The 15,318-nt window shown below is 45.0% G+C and carries 22 protein-coding genes and 2 tRNA genes; 12 read left to right on the top strand and 12 right to left on the bottom strand.

Annotated features, from left to right (window positions below; translation table 11 throughout):
• Positions 1 to 767 precede the first annotated feature (767 nt).
• Positions 768 to 1,667: a YiiX/YebB-like N1pC/P60 family cysteine hydrolase gene (locus KBW69_RS01325; protein ID WP_257275270.1), complete on the bottom strand. Its 900-nt coding sequence runs from the start codon at positions 1,665 to 1,667 to the stop codon at positions 768 to 770.
• Positions 1,668 to 1,935: 268 nt separating this feature from the next.
• Here KBW69_RS01325 and KBW69_RS01330 point away from each other — a divergent pair, with 268 nt between their 5' ends.
• Entirely contained in the window at positions 1,936 to 2,505 is a 570-nt protein-coding gene (locus KBW69_RS01330) for a DUF1285 domain-containing protein (RefSeq protein ID WP_257275271.1), read from the top strand.
• Positions 2,506 to 2,614: 109 nt separating this feature from the next.
• Here the strand turns inward: KBW69_RS01330 and KBW69_RS01335 are convergent, their stop codons facing one another.
• Both KBW69_RS01335 and KBW69_RS01340 read right to left on the bottom strand, forming a co-directional pair.
• Positions 2,615 to 2,794 carry a hypothetical protein gene (locus tag KBW69_RS01335; protein WP_257275272.1) on the bottom strand — a complete coding sequence of 60 codons (180 nt, stop codon included), beginning with the start codon at positions 2,792 to 2,794 and terminating at the stop codon, positions 2,615 to 2,617.
• A 769-nt stretch (positions 2,795 to 3,563) separates the two neighbouring features.
• Positions 3,564 to 3,968, bottom strand: coding sequence for a hypothetical protein (locus KBW69_RS01340; protein WP_257275273.1), 405 nt, complete (start codon positions 3,966 to 3,968; stop codon positions 3,564 to 3,566).
• A gap of 243 nt (positions 3,969 to 4,211) precedes the next feature.
• Between KBW69_RS01340 and KBW69_RS01345 the strand changes: the two genes are divergently transcribed.
• The 10 genes from KBW69_RS01345 (at position 4,212) to KBW69_RS01380 (ending at position 10,477) form a co-directional block, all read left to right on the top strand.
• On the top strand, positions 4,212 to 5,372 hold the full coding sequence (locus tag KBW69_RS01345) for a hypothetical protein (RefSeq protein WP_257275274.1): 1,161 nt from the start codon (positions 4,212 to 4,214) through the stop codon (positions 5,370 to 5,372).
• A gap of 84 nt (positions 5,373 to 5,456) precedes the next feature.
• The gene (locus KBW69_RS23590; RefSeq protein ID WP_373690657.1) at positions 5,457 to 6,053 is read left to right on the top strand and encodes a recombinase family protein; all 597 of its coding nucleotides are present in this window, start codon (positions 5,457 to 5,459) and stop codon (positions 6,051 to 6,053) included.
• Positions 5,939 to 6,244 carry a hypothetical protein gene (locus KBW69_RS01350; RefSeq protein WP_257275275.1) on the top strand — a complete coding sequence of 102 codons (306 nt, stop codon included), beginning with the start codon at positions 5,939 to 5,941 and terminating at the stop codon, positions 6,242 to 6,244. Before KBW69_RS23590 ends, KBW69_RS01350 begins: the two co-directional genes overlap by 115 nt.
• A 67-nt stretch (positions 6,245 to 6,311) precedes the next feature.
• Entirely contained in the window at positions 6,312 to 6,587 is a 276-nt protein-coding gene (locus tag KBW69_RS01355) for a hypothetical protein (protein ID WP_257279642.1), read from the top strand.
• Between the two features lie 427 nt (positions 6,588 to 7,014).
• The gene (locus KBW69_RS01360) at positions 7,015 to 7,536 is read left to right on the top strand and encodes a hypothetical protein (protein WP_257275277.1); all 522 of its coding nucleotides are present in this window, start codon (positions 7,015 to 7,017) and stop codon (positions 7,534 to 7,536) included.
• Positions 7,537 to 7,580: 44 nt separating this feature from the next.
• Positions 7,581 to 8,495 (top strand): metallophosphoesterase, encoded by a 915-nt coding sequence (locus tag KBW69_RS01365; protein ID WP_257279643.1) that lies wholly within the window; start codon positions 7,581 to 7,583, stop codon positions 8,493 to 8,495.
• Positions 8,496 to 8,643: 148 nt separating this feature from the next.
• Entirely contained in the window at positions 8,644 to 8,856 is a 213-nt protein-coding gene (locus tag KBW69_RS01370; protein ID WP_257275279.1) for a hypothetical protein, read from the top strand.
• Positions 8,857 to 9,008: 152 nt separating this feature from the next.
• On the top strand, positions 9,009 to 9,707 hold the full coding sequence (locus KBW69_RS01375; RefSeq protein WP_257275280.1) for a GIY-YIG nuclease family protein: 699 nt from the start codon (positions 9,009 to 9,011) through the stop codon (positions 9,705 to 9,707).
• A gap of 9 nt (positions 9,708 to 9,716) precedes the next feature.
• Entirely contained in the window at positions 9,717 to 9,884 is a 168-nt protein-coding gene (locus KBW69_RS23595) for a DUF4357 domain-containing protein (RefSeq protein ID WP_373690663.1), read from the top strand.
• Between the two features lie 65 nt (positions 9,885 to 9,949).
• Positions 9,950 to 10,477: a hypothetical protein gene (locus KBW69_RS01380; protein ID WP_257275281.1), complete on the top strand. Its 528-nt coding sequence runs from the start codon at positions 9,950 to 9,952 to the stop codon at positions 10,475 to 10,477.
• 206 nt (positions 10,478 to 10,683) lie between these two features.
• Here KBW69_RS01380 and KBW69_RS01385 read toward each other — a convergent pair whose 3' ends face one another.
• From KBW69_RS01385 to KBW69_RS01400, 5 genes are all read right to left on the bottom strand, one after another.
• Entirely contained in the window at positions 10,684 to 10,971 is a 288-nt protein-coding gene (locus KBW69_RS01385) for a hypothetical protein (RefSeq protein WP_257279644.1), read from the bottom strand.
• Between the two features lie 59 nt (positions 10,972 to 11,030).
• Positions 11,031 to 11,237, bottom strand: a complete 207-nt coding sequence (locus KBW69_RS01390; RefSeq protein ID WP_257275284.1) for a cold-shock protein — start codon at positions 11,235 to 11,237, stop codon at positions 11,031 to 11,033.
• Positions 11,238 to 11,666: 429 nt separating this feature from the next.
• Positions 11,667 to 11,840: a type II toxin-antitoxin system RelE/ParE family toxin gene (locus KBW69_RS23600; RefSeq protein WP_368736476.1), complete on the bottom strand. Its 174-nt coding sequence runs from the start codon at positions 11,838 to 11,840 to the stop codon at positions 11,667 to 11,669.
• Between the two features lie 6 nt (positions 11,841 to 11,846).
• Positions 11,847 to 12,197, bottom strand: a complete 351-nt coding sequence (locus tag KBW69_RS01395) for a type II toxin-antitoxin system ParD family antitoxin (RefSeq protein WP_257279645.1) — start codon at positions 12,195 to 12,197, stop codon at positions 11,847 to 11,849.
• Between the two features lie 451 nt (positions 12,198 to 12,648).
• Entirely contained in the window at positions 12,649 to 13,086 is a 438-nt protein-coding gene (locus KBW69_RS01400; protein ID WP_257279646.1) for a hypothetical protein, read from the bottom strand.
• 24 nt (positions 13,087 to 13,110) lie between these two features.
• On the opposite strand from KBW69_RS01400, the gene KBW69_RS01405 reads away from it, so the two are divergent.
• A complete protein-coding gene (locus KBW69_RS01405; RefSeq protein WP_257275289.1) occupies positions 13,111 to 13,494 on the top strand; it encodes a DUF2237 family protein in 384 nt (127 codons plus the stop codon).
• A 20-nt stretch (positions 13,495 to 13,514) separates the two neighbouring features.
• Here the strand turns inward: KBW69_RS01405 and KBW69_RS01410 are convergent, their stop codons facing one another.
• The 4 genes from KBW69_RS01410 to KBW69_RS01425 all read right to left on the bottom strand — a co-directional run bounded on the left by KBW69_RS01410 (position 13,515) and on the right by KBW69_RS01425 (position 15,313).
• Positions 13,515 to 13,706 (bottom strand): hypothetical protein, encoded by a 192-nt coding sequence (locus tag KBW69_RS01410; protein WP_257279647.1) that lies wholly within the window; start codon positions 13,704 to 13,706, stop codon positions 13,515 to 13,517.
• Between the two features lie 587 nt (positions 13,707 to 14,293).
• Positions 14,294 to 14,370: transfer RNA gene (locus KBW69_RS01415), tRNA-Asp, on the bottom strand.
• A 65-nt stretch (positions 14,371 to 14,435) separates the two neighbouring features.
• Positions 14,436 to 14,511 (bottom strand) — tRNA-Val (locus KBW69_RS01420).
• A gap of 292 nt (positions 14,512 to 14,803) precedes the next feature.
• Positions 14,804 to 15,313: a type II secretion system protein M gene (locus tag KBW69_RS01425; protein ID WP_257274742.1), complete on the bottom strand. Its 510-nt coding sequence runs from the start codon at positions 15,311 to 15,313 to the stop codon at positions 14,804 to 14,806.
• Positions 15,314 to 15,318: the final 5 nt, after the last annotated feature.

Consider the following 15,318-nt stretch of genomic DNA (forward strand, 5'->3'; position numbering starts at 1 on the left):
TTACAAGTCTGAATCAGGTGCTCAGTTAATGTTTCACATTGGGTTATTCGGGGCGCCCATAGAGTCTTTAAGCCTATGCGACACTGAAGAGCAGGAGGTCGTCATTCCCGCGAAAGAGAATGTCCCAAAAGTCCTGCGTTTCCCTGATACGGTGTTAAAAAATGACTCAAAATGCTCATCTACTCGCTGTGAACCGGGCTTTTTCGCCACTTTTTGCCTTTTCTCAGCTTTGCTAGCCACTTTTGCAACAGCCTCAAAGGCGGGAATCATTCAGCTTGAGTTAATAAGCTTGCAGCTATACCTTCTGGCGAGTATCCACTCTCCCTTTTGTGTCAAGATTCTTTACGAAACTGACCCTACAGAGGGGGAAGCAGGCAAAACATGCAAAAGATCCGTTACAAGTAATTTGCAAGTTTCTTGACCGTCTATAAGCAGATATCAAAAGTATCGATCGAATCGCAGGACTTACAAAACCCCTTATAGAATGAGCTCTGCACCATCAGAGACGGGAAAAAAGAAACCCGTGCCTCTGGGGGAAGAGTGCACGGGTTAAGACCATTAGGAGTGAAACATAGGTACACAATGCAAGTATCGAGGTCAATTACTGACCTAGACTGATTGATCGTAGGGGGAAGTCGATCGGATCAGTAGGACTAATTATGGTGCAGAATCTTCATGCGTCCACTGAGCTGTAAGATCAATTCAGAATAATCAGGTTTTTTATTACACTCGATTGATTTTATATCCGTCAGTTTAACCGTTAAGTTTCAGTTCAAAGTGTTTTTGTTGCCGAGATTTTCTGAGCCTGAACCGCCACTTAACCCCATTTGCTGTAATTCTTTCACCTTGTCAGGGGTGATATAAAGCTGACCTTCCTGACCTTCGAGAGCACCATGGCCATGCCAGGGAAGCAGTTTATAATCCGAGTGGTGGGTATAATCCAGGAAAGGATATTTAATGATCTGGAAATAGGGAGAGTAGTCAAAATCACTGGGGGTGCAGAGCTTGGGGTTACGCTGAAACAGCTGGACACCTTTCTCTCCGGTCATCTTCACAAGAGGCAGAATCGGGAAGTGAATAAAACTGAACGCCTCCGCTATCATGCTCGAGCAAACTGTTTTAGTTTCATCTCCGGGAGAATGTTGAAATAAAGTGGAACGCCAGCGCCTGGGCATGATGGAATAGGGAAAGAAAAAGCGAGCCAGATCCAATATGTGGCGGACATTGTAGTCGAGACCTAAACGGCTAACAGCATAATGAATGACCTGCTGACTGTCGGAGTAGTTCAGTCCATTGGGTCGACAGATTCTCAGATGTTGACCTTCATACCGGCTTAGAGGATGTACCACTGTCCCAAATCCAAGCTCACTCTCAATAATGAGCTGGTCATCTGGAGAGCCATCGTAAGATTCTTTAACGGTCTGTCGAACACGTTCATCTTCTATATCATGCAATCGACCGATATAAAGCATGGCATGGGACCAGGGGCTCTGGGTAATCTGTTTGATGACATTGCTGACTCGAGATTCTCCTTCAACGAGCACCACATCACAGGGCCTGAGTTCGTGTCGGATTCTTTCGAAATCACAAAGAGGGCAGTTATTGTCTTCAGGCTGCTGCATAAGCCATTGAGTCAGTAGGCCAGCCAGTGATTTGAAGAGCTGCATTATTTTTCCCTGTCGGTCTTCAACAAAGCACTTCTTCACAACTTGAGTGCATACCATAAATAGTAGCATCAGCCATATTCCTGGTAAGATTGTGGTGACTTTTGGTCTTTATCCTGCTCGCTGTCCATAACGGGGTTCATCCATTGTTCGGCAGAGATAAATCAGACGGTATCCTCATTCAGACGATATAATGACTTTGTTGCATCCATGTTTCATCTGAGTGCTGATATTTCAACAGAACAATGACAACAGGCAGAGGGGCCGAGTTATGAGTGATCAATCCATATCACCCGGAAGGTTGGCTGAGAGCATGAAACCTCTCCAAAAACAGCAGGGTTTGCCTCCTGTTCATTCGTGGAATCCAGATTTTTGTGGGGATATAGACATGAAAATCTGTCGAAACGGTAATTGGCTCTATATGGGATCACCCATAGCCAGAGAGTCGATGGTTAGACTGTTTTCTACGATCCTCAGGCATGACGACGATGACTGCTTTTACCTGGTAACCCCGGTAGAGAAGGTCAGAATTCAGGTGGAAGACGCTCCGTTTGTAGCTGTATCCGTTGAAAAGAAAGACGACGGTCTCACTTTTACTACTAATGTGGGTGATAAAGTGACTTTGGATCAGGAGCATCCTTTGTGGGTCAACATCGATCCGTCGACGGGAGAGCCTTCACCCTACATTAGGGTCAGGGCTCAGCTCGATGCTCTGGTTCATCGTAATGTCTTCTATCAACTCATTGAGATGGCAGAAGAAAAGTCTTCGGAGCATGATGTTGAGCTGTGCATCAATAGTCACGGTAAAACTTTCTCCATTGGCAGTATCAATTCTGAATAATGACTCTATTAGAAAGCAACAAATCTGCCTGAGCGCCCATAAGGCAGGTAAGGAGCCGGATACTGCTCTAAGGGCCGGGTAGCGCGGTACATTACTGTACCGCAGCCCCTCAAATAGTCACCTTGGAGAGCATTTGTCGGCAGTCGTTTAAATCATCTTCGGTCTTGATTGACTTGGCTGCCTCGCTATCGAAAGCTTCAAGCTGCTGCTTGTTCATTTCGCCTATCCTCAACCCATTACTGCTATTAAGATAGATATAAACACGGTTATCTATACAGTCTCTGGCCAAGCATTTGCCTCAGGGCACCATGTTCATTGGTCGGCTCTCTCAGGCAGTCATAATCGCAATTCCTCACCAGCCGAAGTGTACCAGGCACTAGTATTTTCCAAAATTCCATAGCGGGACGGCCATTATTTTGATCAGTGGTTGTCATGGTGTCGAGCACTGGAAACCTGATTGAGTAGCTCTATGTCTGTCCGTACATACTTTAAAGTCCGGAGCAATCGGGGTATATCATCTCGTAATTTAGCGTCGAAAGTGATGACAGAGATATCTAGCTCGCCCAACAGCATTTGGGGATTGATGGTTTGGCGCACAAATTGAGAAATTCCGGTTCTGGAAAATCTTCGAGAATTATATTGGGCTTGAGGCTTCTGAATTAAGGGGGGGGAGGTCCGAGGGTTTTCGGACGGGCACTAATGAGCGAAAGGGGCAGAGCTTTTGCTAATAAATAGATCAGCACGGAAAGACCTACAATCAGAATAGCAATTTTCTCGATGCATGTTAATTCAATACTCTTTCTCTTTATATGATATATCCAACTAAGGTTATCACAAACGATACGAAGAAAGAGGAGAGCGCAGGCCTGAAACCTACGCCACCGCAATCTGAAAGTTGAGCAAAAAAGCAATTAGAGTAGCCGTAGTTCATATAACCCAAGCAATGTAATGTGCAACACACCTATTTGTACATATACCTAACAAGTAAGCAAAAAGCTGCGAAAGATCATAACTATGGATAAAAGACACAACACCTCTCCAATACACATTAAGAATTTTTACTCACCACGCCTTGGAGAATATCTTTGAATGATAACCGCCTCACTACGATCTATACCGTATTGAAAAGACCATTTACCGATGTCAGATGAATTGAAATTTTCGATTTCTTCTATATCAATGTAATTGTTACTATTTGCAATTTCATCAGCAAATTCTTTATATCCTGTTTTAACCAAAAGATAACCTAAAGCACAATATACCCCTTTCCCATTTTTAAATATGGGAGTTCTTTCCTGATTATCATCTGATGCATACACTCCTGCATTGGCATATTCCTGCAAGTAACCAAGCGCCAGACTCCTATTTAGCCTTTGCTCGGAGGAAAGAGAACTGCTTTGGTAATGACTCATCAGTTGAACGACTTTTGTCAGGTATGACTTTTTTGAGACAGTTGTATCCATGACATTGACCTCACTAAAAAACCAAAAGCACAGAAGATTCTAGTCGAAAAAAAAGGGTGTGGAGTTTTTTTTGTTATATTGCCCGAAAATTGCTTTGCCCATAGCCAAAATCAGAGACAAGGCGTCAGCGAGGTCCTCAGAATTTTTTGTTATGTGCTGTTGAAGGGGCAAAACCTAAAATGCCCCTTATGGGAAAATTCAGGTGCTAATATATGGAAACATCAATCAAAGAGCTTCATGTTTATGGACATCGTTGTCAAGCTAAAGTACATTGAATGTGTTATTTTTGTCCTGTTTTTTTGTTCTATTGAGGCCATCGCTTCAAACTGCCCCCATTGTGCTAATCCAATGAGTTTTGTTATGTTCCAATATGGATGCACAAATCCATTCTGTCCTCTGTTTGTTCAGAGGAGAATGGCTTATCCTGCCGGCAATTTAGAGTTAAATATTCAAACACCTGATTATAGTTTTTCTTGTAAAGGGTCAGGTTTTCCAGTTCTGCATACATTGCCAATAATTCCATATCTGAGCCAAAAAAACGCTCAACCGAAAATGCCACAAATCTCGCAAATACCATCAATCTCGCAAATACCGCAAATACCGCAAATACCATCAATCTCGCAAATACCGCAAATACCGCAAATGCCGCAAATGCCGCAAATCTCGCAAATGCCACAAATCTCGCAAATGCCGCAAATCTCGCAAATGCCGCAAATCCCGCAATCTCAGCAATTGGCTTTAGCTTCTACTACTTCAAAATTAAACCCTGATGCGACTAGCCAAAATAGTGAGCCTAATCGGGCTATGGCAGCATACCATTTTCAAACGCCAATCGCTAAGCTGATAAATACACTGGAAACACTGCTTAAGGATTTCGGAGTGACCCGGCGGAGACATTCTGAGCTGAATTTCATTAGTGGTTCCTATTATCACTTATTAAGGAGCTTCGCTGCGACTTGGACTAGTCTTTCCAGAAACAAGCAGCTTACTAGTGGTCAGATGTTAGTTAAACTTTGTGAAGAGCTAGGTTTTTGTGGAATTTGGCCTCCAGAAATTACGACAGAACAACCAATCTTTGATAACTCTTTAGATACTTTGATAAATTCAGTCTCGCAAAACAATCAAGTATTTATTGCCTTTTATACAGAGAATAACCCATTCATTATGTTGCACATAAACGCTTTGCCCAATACATTAGCTTCGTTGCCAGCAATACAAATGCATGGAATTTACCAAGAAGCAGGCTTTGACACGACCTTATCTCTTGATTCTCTGAGGCACTTCCTATTTCTTTTTCTTCATGCTGGTAATCAGGAATTCCATCACGTTTCCATTCTAATCTTTAAAATAGTACAGCGTTCACCTGGATCGACAATCGAAAGATTACAACTCACTGACAATTAATACAGGGAATTGCATAACACTTACAGCAAGAGTGGCGAATAGAGCGAGTGATCTTCCCCCGATAAAAAGCCCACTGTCGTTCGATTGATTTTCGAGCATTTTGCTGCCACCCGCTCGATCATAGCAATCTGTGAGATGCTCAATGCCAAGGGCTATACAACCAAACAGATACCTTTAAAAAATGGAGGTATCTGTGGCAGCATCTCTTTTGCCAAAAACGCTGTGTACCGCATTCTAAGAAACCGGATCTACATCGGCGAAATTGGCAACAAGGGTGAATGGTTTCCGGGGGAACATACTTCGATCATTTCAAAGAACCTCTGGGCCAGAGTAGTGGCAGCCTTTGATATTGAGTCCATCCAGCGCTCACGCCGGTCCCGATTGAGAAAGAACACCTCCTTCCTGAAGGGCCTGCTTATGGAGCCGATGGTCACTCCCTCTCGGCCACCAGCACACGAAAGAAAAATGGCAAATTTTTTCGTTATTACGTCAGTTACTCTGCCCAGTCCAAAGGCTACTCAAACAGCCCACTGCCACCCCTGTCGGCCTCTGTACTGGAAAAGCTGGTGCTGGGGAGCACACAACGACAGCTGGCCAGCCCAGAACTTTTGTTGCAGGTATGGGAAAAAGTGGAAAGGATCGAACCACAGATCAACATTGACAGGGTTCGCCAGGTCCTGAGTGACCTTTCAACTATCTGGGAGGAACTCTTTACCCAAGAAAAACGTCGTCTGATTGAGCTATTGGTACACCGTATTGATCTGACAACTACGACACTAACCATTCTTTTCAAACCCAATGGGATTGATTCAGTGGTATCGGAACTATCCCCACAATCACCGGAGATCGAAGACCATGGCTTACCTATTTAAAAATGGCGAAGAAAGCGTTGAGTTTCTGGAACAGGAAAACCTGATCAAAGTCACTCTGCCGATTTGAATGAATCAAAGGGGAGGCAAGACCACCATCGAGACCCCGGCTGGAGCTATCGACCCGCCAGAAGTGAAGCAGATACAAATAGCTCTGATTCAGGGACACCGCTGGCTAAAGATGCTTACACGGCAAAAGTTCGCCAGCATCAAGCAGCTGGCTGAGAAGGAGAAGGTGGACAAGGCCAGGGTCTCAAAGTGCATTCGCTTGACCTGTCTGGCCCCGGATATTCAGGAGGATATTCTGTACTATCAGGGTACGTGGCAGCTGTCGATTCTTCTCTGAATGTTGCTTAAGCCATTCGACAAGATCTTCTGGATCAAACAAAAGGTCTTCACTGGCAATTTCTGCTGTTGCCAACTCTTTCGTCTTCTCAGCCAAAGCCAAAAAAAGCCACTCATGTAGAGTTAAATAACTTTTTCTCTTTCTTATCTCCTCGAGATACAGCAAAACACTCTCAGCCGCATCAAGACTGGCTTGGCAGGCAGTGTCCATACCCATTCCTTTACCCCTTAAACCCCCTTTAAGTGGGGTTTATCTCTGTTTGGAACGACTATGCCATACCAGTATTAACCTCACCAGCACTCGCCGACTTACTGATCAGAATAGATACAAGAGGATTGGATCATGGATAATGTATTAGCCTGAACGGTCAGCGCCAATTTAGTCCCACTTGCAGGCGCTTAATAAATCTCGCTAAACAGGAAAAAAAATGAATAAGCACATCTCTTTGACGATTGATGGTCAGTCAGTCTCAGGTATAATCTCCGACCTCTCCCGATCTGGTTTAACAGTAGAAATAACATCCCCCTTCTCTGGATACAGGACTGGTCGCAATGTGGCCACCTTTGCCAGGGCCAGTCGCAATTACCTGGTAATCGGAGAGCAGGTCGCTTCTGAGCTGCTTACAGAACTTTATAATGATCTTAAGCTGCTGGCTGAAAAACGCGATTTACTTACAACAGAGTTCAAGCGTGTTCTCTCAAAACTGCGGCAACACAAAGCCAACCAGAAGGAATTGTCAGCGAAAACGTCAGAGCTAAGACAACAGTTTAAAGCTGGTCTGCAGGATCAAAAACAGTATCAGCAATCACTGAAAGCTATTCGTGACAACGAAACCCAACAAGACATGCAGTCAAGGGAGCTTGTTGAACAGTTTATTGATGACCATCTTCCTGGCTGGCATCACAGTCTGGATCATGACCAGTTGATCTCTTTTCTCTCATCAGACTGAATCTGATAACCTTCTCACTCCTCCGCTATGCAATGAGAATAAGAATGTACGACATTATTGGAGATATTCATGGTCGAGCTGATGAGCTGGAAGCCTTACTGCTCAAGCTTGGTTATGAACGACGTAAATCGGCATATCGCCACCCTGAACGGAAAGCCATTTTTGTTGGGGACTTTGTAGATGGGCAGGGGCAACACCGTAAAACCATTGACATTTGTCGTTCAATGATCGAGCAGGAAACTGCTCTTGCTGTGATGGGCAACCATGAGTTTAATGCCATCTGTTATTCGATATCGGATGGTGCTGGCGATTTCCTCCGCCCACATAATGAGAAGAACATCAGGGATCATGCGGAGTTTATTGCTGAGTTTCCATTTCAATCCAGCATACATCAGGAGGCTATAAGCTGGTTTAAGACACTGCCACTGTTTCTGGATCTGGGAGAATTGAGAATCATCCATGCAGTATGGCATCACACCAGCTTTCCTATTGTCGCCCCCTTTCTCGATGAAAATAACTGCCTGACACCGGATGCTTATGTTCCAGCTTCTGATAAATCACACCCGCTCTACCATGCAATAGAGTACCTATTGAAAGGGGTAGAGCTGGAACTACCACCAGGCGTTAGTTTCAGAGATAAAAAAGGAAATCTGCGAACCGCTGCCCGCATTCGCTGGTGGGATGAACAAGCGACTCATTGGTCAAATGCAACCATCGGGACAGATCAGGCAGAATTGCCCAACACTCCACTGCCCGAACAAAGTTATCGCTACACGGATACAGTACCGTTATTTGTAGGACATTACTGGATGAGTGGACAGCCCAGGCCAATGAGTGACCAGGTTGCCTGTGTTGACTACAGCGTTGCACGCCCTGGGGGAAGACTGGTGGCTTATCGCTGGTCGGGTGAGCGGAAGCTTATTCAGGATAACTTTACTTGGATAGACAGAAATCAATAATAAGCAACAGTGTGCAAGGAGTTATGCATGAGCGCTCTTGATATTGTTTACAACCATCGAAAGAAACAGGACGGGAATCTGTTCTCAGAAATCATATGTGGCGTTATTGAAGAAAAATAACCGTTGGCTGCTGTAAGGAATTTTTATTATGGATTTGGAATTGATGTTCAATTTACTCGCTTGGGGATTCTTTCTCTCTGGGGGTTACTTTGCCTTTAAACTTATCATTGGTGGCATCATCAGGCTTGCCGATCAGGAGCTGACCTTTGGGTATGTCATCAAATACTGTCTTTTGACTGGGTTATTTTTTGTTTTTGGGCTAACCTCTTTTTTTCTGGGTATAGGCTCTGGGAGTTGGTAGCTGAGAATTCTGCTCAAACAACCACTTGTACGGCATATCACGTGCTACCATGATTGATGACAGTAGAATCCAATTGTTTACTTTTGGTATTGTTACCTCCGGCAAACAAAAACCTGAAATCACCGGTTTAAAATGACCTCTCGATTAAGTTTATGCAACCAGCCACAATAAAACTCTTCCTCGTCAAGGGCAGCCCGACTGGCCTCCGTACCGCAGAGATCTCAAACTGGTCAGGCAAGGCCATTGCTGGCCCCCGCAGTGATCTTGATGACTTTCTGAGCCGCCCGGAACTTAAAAGTCCGGGCGTTTATCTGCTCTCTGGTATTGATGCAGATTCAAATGAGCCTGAGATCTACATTGGTGAAGCAGAGGACGTCTCCAGTCGTCTTAAGCAGCACGCCAAAAATGAAAACAAGGACTACTGGGTTCATACATCAGCCTTCGTCAGCAAAGACGACAACCTGACCAAAGCCCATATTCGTTACATTGAAGGAAAGCTGATCCAACAGGCATACAACAGCAAGCGAGTGGTTGTGATGAACAGTGCCTCCAGTGGATCACCACTGCCAGAAGCAGATCGCGCGGAGATGGACGTTTTTTTCGACAGGGTGTTGCAACTCCTGCCAGTGCTGGGTATTCATCATTTATCAGCTCCCGTAATGACCCAGTCGTCCCAGGCCAGCCAAGGTAAGGCAAAGATAAATGATACGGCTGATCAAATATTTTTTTGCAAAGGCAAAGGCTTGATGGCTGAAGGGAAACGATCCGAGGATGGCTTCACTGTTTTTGCTGGCTCCCAAGTCGTCAAAGTGCCCAACAAGGCCTGTTCAGCAGGCGTTCTCAAGCATTGAGACAGACTGATTGAGAAAGCGATCATCAAACTGGATGGTGATTATTATGTTTTCACAGAAGACTATGAATTCAGCAGCCCCAGCACGGCTGCTTCTCTGGTGAAAGGTGGAAGCGTGAATGGTCTTACCGCCTGGGTGGCAGAAAACAATAAAACACTTAAGGAGCTGGGGAGTTAATCTCTCCCTTTGGCTTTAATCAAGGCCTGCTCCCTCTTGCCGCAGGCTCAATGAAGTGAGGCAATATGGATATTATTAGTACCTCTCTGGCTACAATCATTACAGCAATGTCAGGCAGTATTACTGACAGTTATATTGAAAATGCTAATGCTGAAATAACGAGCCGGGTTATCCAGCACCAAGGACAGGATATTTATTTTGAGCATCAGGTATGGAGAATCCGAAATAGCAGCGTCTGCCAGAACAAGCACCAGAAAATCACTGAATTTTCTCAGTGCACTCTCGCGGCCAAAGCGGCATTTATTGAAATCTGTCAGGCCCACCAGCACAAGAACTATAAAGCCCATAAGGCAAAGTCGATGGTGAGAATGTTCTGTCAGGCTGCGTCAAACTTCAAACCCACCATCGCAATGATCCAGCCCTCCTCCCCCGCATCCAGTAAAACCAAAATAGATAACACTGAACTGATTGAAGCAAAGCAAAACTGCTCAGCATTGATTCTCGAAAGTCAAATGTCTAACGACCCGTTTATGGAAGCAAAGCGAGCTGATGCCTGCAAAAAATACAAACAACTTTCCACAAAACAACAATAAGGCTTGAGCAGTTATGACCCGTAAGCGATCTTTTCTGGACGACCTCAGCACACTCCCCTGGTGGTTCAACCTGATACTGGCAATACTTTCCTACTTTCTCCTCAATGTGGTTCTGTCATGGTAAAGCGCACTGCGAAAGAGGGAAGCAACAAAGGTAAGCAATTCTGGAGGTGCAGCAGATTTCCTGCTTGTAGAGGTATTCGCAGTTAAACGGACGCTTCATACTGCGCCAAATCCGGCGCAGCCCCCTTTACCTCTCCCCCCTGAATAAAAGCCTTCTGCCCTACTCCCAAAGACTCACCTTTCACTGTCATGATTGAACCATCCCTTAGCTCTGCCTGACTGGTTCCACTACCATTGAGTGAGGTGATAGTAGCTATCACCTTGCTTCCTTCAGGGATCAGTGATTTGAACTGTTGCCAGATGTTAGTGGTGGCCTTGATTGTTCCTTCTGCTCTTCCCTTAAACGCAAAAAAGGCAAAACCCCGCGGCATTGCCTTTTCAGCTTCACGGCATGTGAAGCAGATCAGCTACATAATATGCAGCTCAATCTTTACAGAGGACGGATGTCTTCTGCCTGAGGACCTTTCTGGCCCTGGGTCACTCGAAATTCAACCTGCTGGCCTTCAGTCAGGGTTTTGAAACCGTCGCCAACGATCTGACGGAAATGGGCAAACACGTCAGGACCATTCTCCTGAGCGATGAAACCAAAACCTTTCTCTTCATTGAACCACTTAACAGTACCAGTAGTAGTAGACATAATCATATCCTGATTTTTTAAAGCAAAATACCTTGCCGTGTATGTCACGGATAAGGCGGTAGAGCTAGAAGTTTTGTTATCGCTTATGAAGAACAGGACGAGCCACTACGCTCGGAACACTAAATCTATACATAAAGAATCAAACGCACTTATAACCTGGTGCCCATTTTACATGGCTTTGAGCTTTTAACAACGAGTATGAAACAATCATTAACGGCGGTAACTACTCATTTAGCATTAATTCTGTGAGTAGTGCCTTTCCAGCTCGATGGTTTGTACCACTCGTCCAGAATCCGTTTTTACGCTTGTTGAAAGACACAACGCCCTCCAACTTTCTGCATCCTCCTATACCTCGACTAAAACAGTTGAGGAGCGACATCAGTGTCGTGAAAAGCCGGTGGGTGTAGATCTGGCAGACTGATAGCCGTCTTACGCCTGAAATGTTTCAGAGATATCCTGTCTGCCCATAATCCGAACAATCAGGACATAATCTTCCTGAATTTGGTAATAAATGGAGTGAGAACCGTAAACGCTCATAAGGTATCCCTTGCGGATATGCTCCACTGCCGGGTAGTGAAGTGGAAAGTTCACTAATTCTGTCAAACGGGCCTACAAGCTATCGTGGTAATGAAGTGCCTGATCCAGGCCAAAGTTATCAATGCCAAACTCAAGGATGCGTTCTATATCCAAAGCAGCTTCATTTGATAGCTTATAACTCGCCATTTTTACGTTTTCGCTCAAGTACCGGGCCACTATGTCTTCAGGAGTTAATTCGCTGATACCACTGTTTTCTCCTTTGATCAGTGCATCACGGATCGCTTCGAGTTCACTTTTTCTGGATCGGGCTTGTCTGATCAGGTCATTAATGACATCGCTTTTACTACTGTACTTTTTGCTGTCAACCTGAGCCTTGAGCCACTTATCGTTGGGCTCGGTAAACGTGATGCTTTGTCTGGGCATGAGACTCTCTCCTTGGTTCATATATGCACCGTTTTAGCACCAAAACAGAAAAATGCATCTCGTTTATGCACAGATTTTGTATTTCCCATTGGAAAGGAACACCTGTGAATTTTAGCGACTAGCCCGCCAGATCAAGTTGCATGAACAAACTCAGCCCAGATCCTGAAATCGCCGTATTCGCCAGCACATCCAGTTGAAGAGGAATGCTGGCAGAGTCATCAGAGATAAAGCCCAGATTCTGTACTGGAGAGAACTTCACTCGATGTACCCGTATGTTAAAGGGCAACCCCTACTGAGCATCATTCAACCCTTCCATAACCAAGGTAAACTCTCGCCCGGACTCTACGAGTGCTTGTACCATATTAGCCTTGAGTAGGGTGAACTGACATTGATGCCCTGGTCATCAACACCCCCCACCTTCAATGACCTGAATACCAGATTTCATCAGTTGCTAGTCATTACCTTCTAACAGTATGGTATCCAGACTGTCTTTCACCGTGATAGCCTGACTCAAATCAGGTAACCGCTGCAAAGGAATCAGTTCACCCGCCACACCATAGGTTTTTTGCGCTGCATCAGTCGCCGCCGTGATCGAAGCCACAGTAAGACTGCCTCGAAGTGCCAGGGAGATGTTGCTGGCAGTGAAATCATGGGCTATCAGATTGACAGTAATGCCGGACACCCGACTGATAACATTACGATAGCCACCACCGCCCATATAGTTTTTCAACTCTTTGCGATCTTCTCCAAAGCTGAAGTTAAATTCGCTGACATTGCCAATGGGCAACAGAGATGCGGAGTTGTCGTAAGGCTGAATATGGATGCTGCCTGCGCCGATAAAAACTACGATCCATCGTAGACATGGTTTTTCTCCTATCCTGTAGGCCACGAGTTTATCGTGGGAGGGTTTTACATGTTTGAACTGCTGTTTGAACAGCTCAATGTGTTTGGTAGGCAGTTAGAGGTTTGTTGTCAGAGTCCAATGACTGGCTTCTTTCGAAACGGATATTGCCATACCTGTCCAGAGGACTTTGGCAGTCATACAGTCTGCGCCCGGATGACCGATGAATTCCTGCAATTTTCCCTGTCCAAAGGTAACGACCTCATCACACCTAATCCTGCGTTTGGCTTTCCCGGCCTGAAAGCCGGTGACCGCTGGTGTCTATGCGTAAGTCGTTGGGTAGAGGCTCATAAGGCAGGTGTCGCTCCGCCGGTTTACCTGGCTGCGACCAATATGGCAGCACTTGAAATGGTTGACTTGGCGACGCTGGAGCAGATGGCATTGGATTGTTATTAAACGACGACTTAAATGTATAGCTACAAGTCAGCAAACGAAAGATGGACATTACTTGGGGCAATATCGAACCGGGTTTCACTGAAGCTGATATTTCGGGCTTCTGGAGTGAAGCGTTGTTTGGTGGTGAATAGCTCACGGACAGGGCGGGTTAAATCCAGCAGGGTGTAAGTCAATACTTCCATCATTCTCAACGCCTGAATGGTAGTAAACAAACCACTCTCGAAATAACCCGGTCGGTACTGGCATTACCCCATCCCAAGTTGCGACTTCATTATCACATACGCTGAAACCATAACCTCCAGACACGTCTGGCGTCGAATCTGGAAGATTACTCAGTGCACATTGAAGCTCTTTTATGAATTGTTTCTGCCGTTTTGTTACTGACTCCTGTTGCCAAAGCCAATCCCCAAGCTTTATTGCAGCTTCAATCAGCGGCTGTTCTTCTGGCAGAATTTGAAATTTATTTCTCATTTTTGTATCTAGAGTTTATGTACTTAATTCAATATTAGTCTGTGCGTTCCAGCTCCCTGTGGCTACCTTGTGATCAATAACAAACTCGTAAACGACCTCCAGCCCAAAAACTAAACTAAAGTACTGTTTTAAAAAGAAAAAACAAAGTGGAGGAAGTGACACCCCGGTTCCTCCAAAAAACCAAGAAGAGAGAAAAACAGAGAGGAACAGGAGGAAAAACAGTGAAAAAGCCCGTTTTGCAAAACCGGCAAAAGTTGCAAAAACCCTTTAAACGTAGGGCTAAAACAGAAAAACCCTGTAGACGACAGACTACAGGGTTTTTGATATATGGCGGACCGGACGGGACTCGAACCCGCGACCTCCGGCGTGACAGGCCGGCATTCTAACCAACTGAACTACCGGTCCGCTGCATTTTTCACACACTGATTTACCAAACTGAGTATGCGGTCACGCAATTTCTTTCGAAAAACTGGTGGGTGATGACGGGATCGAACCGCCGACCCTCTGCTTGTAAGGCAGATGCTCTCCCAGCTGAGCTAATCACCCGATTTCTTTGCGCGATGCATTGCGCTGAAGTCATGCGAATACTATGTAGATCAGGTGGTAGTGTCAAGGGCAGAAGCATGTAAAAAAACAGAACTTTAGCACTCTGACTATGAATTTCTTTGTGCTCTCAGCATTAGCGAACAGCCTTAATGGGTTATCGCAATGCCTGAGTCCAATTTTGAAGTTCAAACACTCCCTTTAGAATTCAAAAAAGTACAAACACTTAATCTAAATAACTGCCGCTTATTGAGAGATGTTAGGGCCTGGGATTAAGCCCTTTCACCAAGCAGGATCAGTTCGCAAGATGCATATAGACTTTTACTCGGCCTTCCTCTTTACCTCGGTCGATTTTGATTTGTTGGATAATCACTTCATAGCGGGTATCTAAAACAACCATCCAGGCCAACAGCTTCTGATAAGCTGCATCTTCGACCCAAACTCCTAAACCTTTACGATCCGGTTGAACACGACTCAGTGTCAGATCTGATTGTTTGGCACTGCTCGATACAATCGAAGAAAGGTCTTTTTTAGCAGCTGCAGACCTTTGTTTCCTATGAGCCTGTTTTGCCTGATCAATATTCTCTGCCATCCAGTCATAAATGGATTGTTGATGAGCGAACTCTTCCTGCTGTTTTTCACTCCATGCAGTGATGGGCTCCCAAACGAATAGATAGGCTGCAGCCAACAGAAGGACAGCCGTCAGAAAATGCATTGCTCTACGATCTTTTTGTGACATTAGCTCATACTTAGCCTGAAGCTGGAGCCAGAGCGGACTTCTTTCGAGTAGATGGGTCAGTTTCATCAGCT

Source organism: Endozoicomonas sp. ISHI1 (genome assembly GCF_024606225.1).
Taxonomy (GTDB): domain Bacteria; phylum Pseudomonadota; class Gammaproteobacteria; order Pseudomonadales; family Endozoicomonadaceae; genus Endozoicomonas_A.

Coding starts and splice junctions, on each gene's coding strand:
- KBW69_RS01325 (WP_257275270.1), bottom strand. CDS start 1,667: ATGCAGCTCTTCAAATCACTGGCTGGCCTACTGACTCAATGGCTTATG.
- KBW69_RS01330 (WP_257275271.1), top strand. CDS start 1,936: ATGAGTGATCAATCCATATCACCCGGAAGGTTGGCTGAGAGCATGAAA.
- KBW69_RS01340 (WP_257275273.1), bottom strand. CDS start 3,968: ATGGATACAACTGTCTCAAAAAAGTCATACCTGACAAAAGTCGTTCAA.
- KBW69_RS01345 (WP_257275274.1), top strand. CDS start 4,212: ATGGACATCGTTGTCAAGCTAAAGTACATTGAATGTGTTATTTTTGTC.
- KBW69_RS01355 (WP_257279642.1), top strand. CDS start 6,312: ATGAATCAAAGGGGAGGCAAGACCACCATCGAGACCCCGGCTGGAGCT.
- KBW69_RS01360 (WP_257275277.1), top strand. CDS start 7,015: ATGAATAAGCACATCTCTTTGACGATTGATGGTCAGTCAGTCTCAGGT.
- KBW69_RS01365 (WP_257279643.1), top strand. CDS start 7,581: ATGTACGACATTATTGGAGATATTCATGGTCGAGCTGATGAGCTGGAA.
- KBW69_RS01370 (WP_257275279.1), top strand. CDS start 8,644: ATGGATTTGGAATTGATGTTCAATTTACTCGCTTGGGGATTCTTTCTC.
- KBW69_RS01375 (WP_257275280.1), top strand. CDS start 9,009: ATGCAACCAGCCACAATAAAACTCTTCCTCGTCAAGGGCAGCCCGACT.
- KBW69_RS01380 (WP_257275281.1), top strand. CDS start 9,950: ATGGATATTATTAGTACCTCTCTGGCTACAATCATTACAGCAATGTCA.
- KBW69_RS01385 (WP_257279644.1), bottom strand. CDS start 10,971: ATGCCGCGGGGTTTTGCCTTTTTTGCGTTTAAGGGAAGAGCAGAAGGA.
- KBW69_RS01390 (WP_257275284.1), bottom strand. CDS start 11,237: ATGTCTACTACTACTGGTACTGTTAAGTGGTTCAATGAAGAGAAAGGT.
- KBW69_RS01395 (WP_257279645.1), bottom strand. CDS start 12,197: ATGCCCAGACAAAGCATCACGTTTACCGAGCCCAACGATAAGTGGCTC.
- KBW69_RS01405 (WP_257275289.1), top strand. CDS start 13,111: ATGTTTGAACTGCTGTTTGAACAGCTCAATGTGTTTGGTAGGCAGTTA.
- KBW69_RS01425 (WP_257274742.1), bottom strand. CDS start 15,313: ATGAAACTGACCCATCTACTCGAAAGAAGTCCGCTCTGGCTCCAGCTT.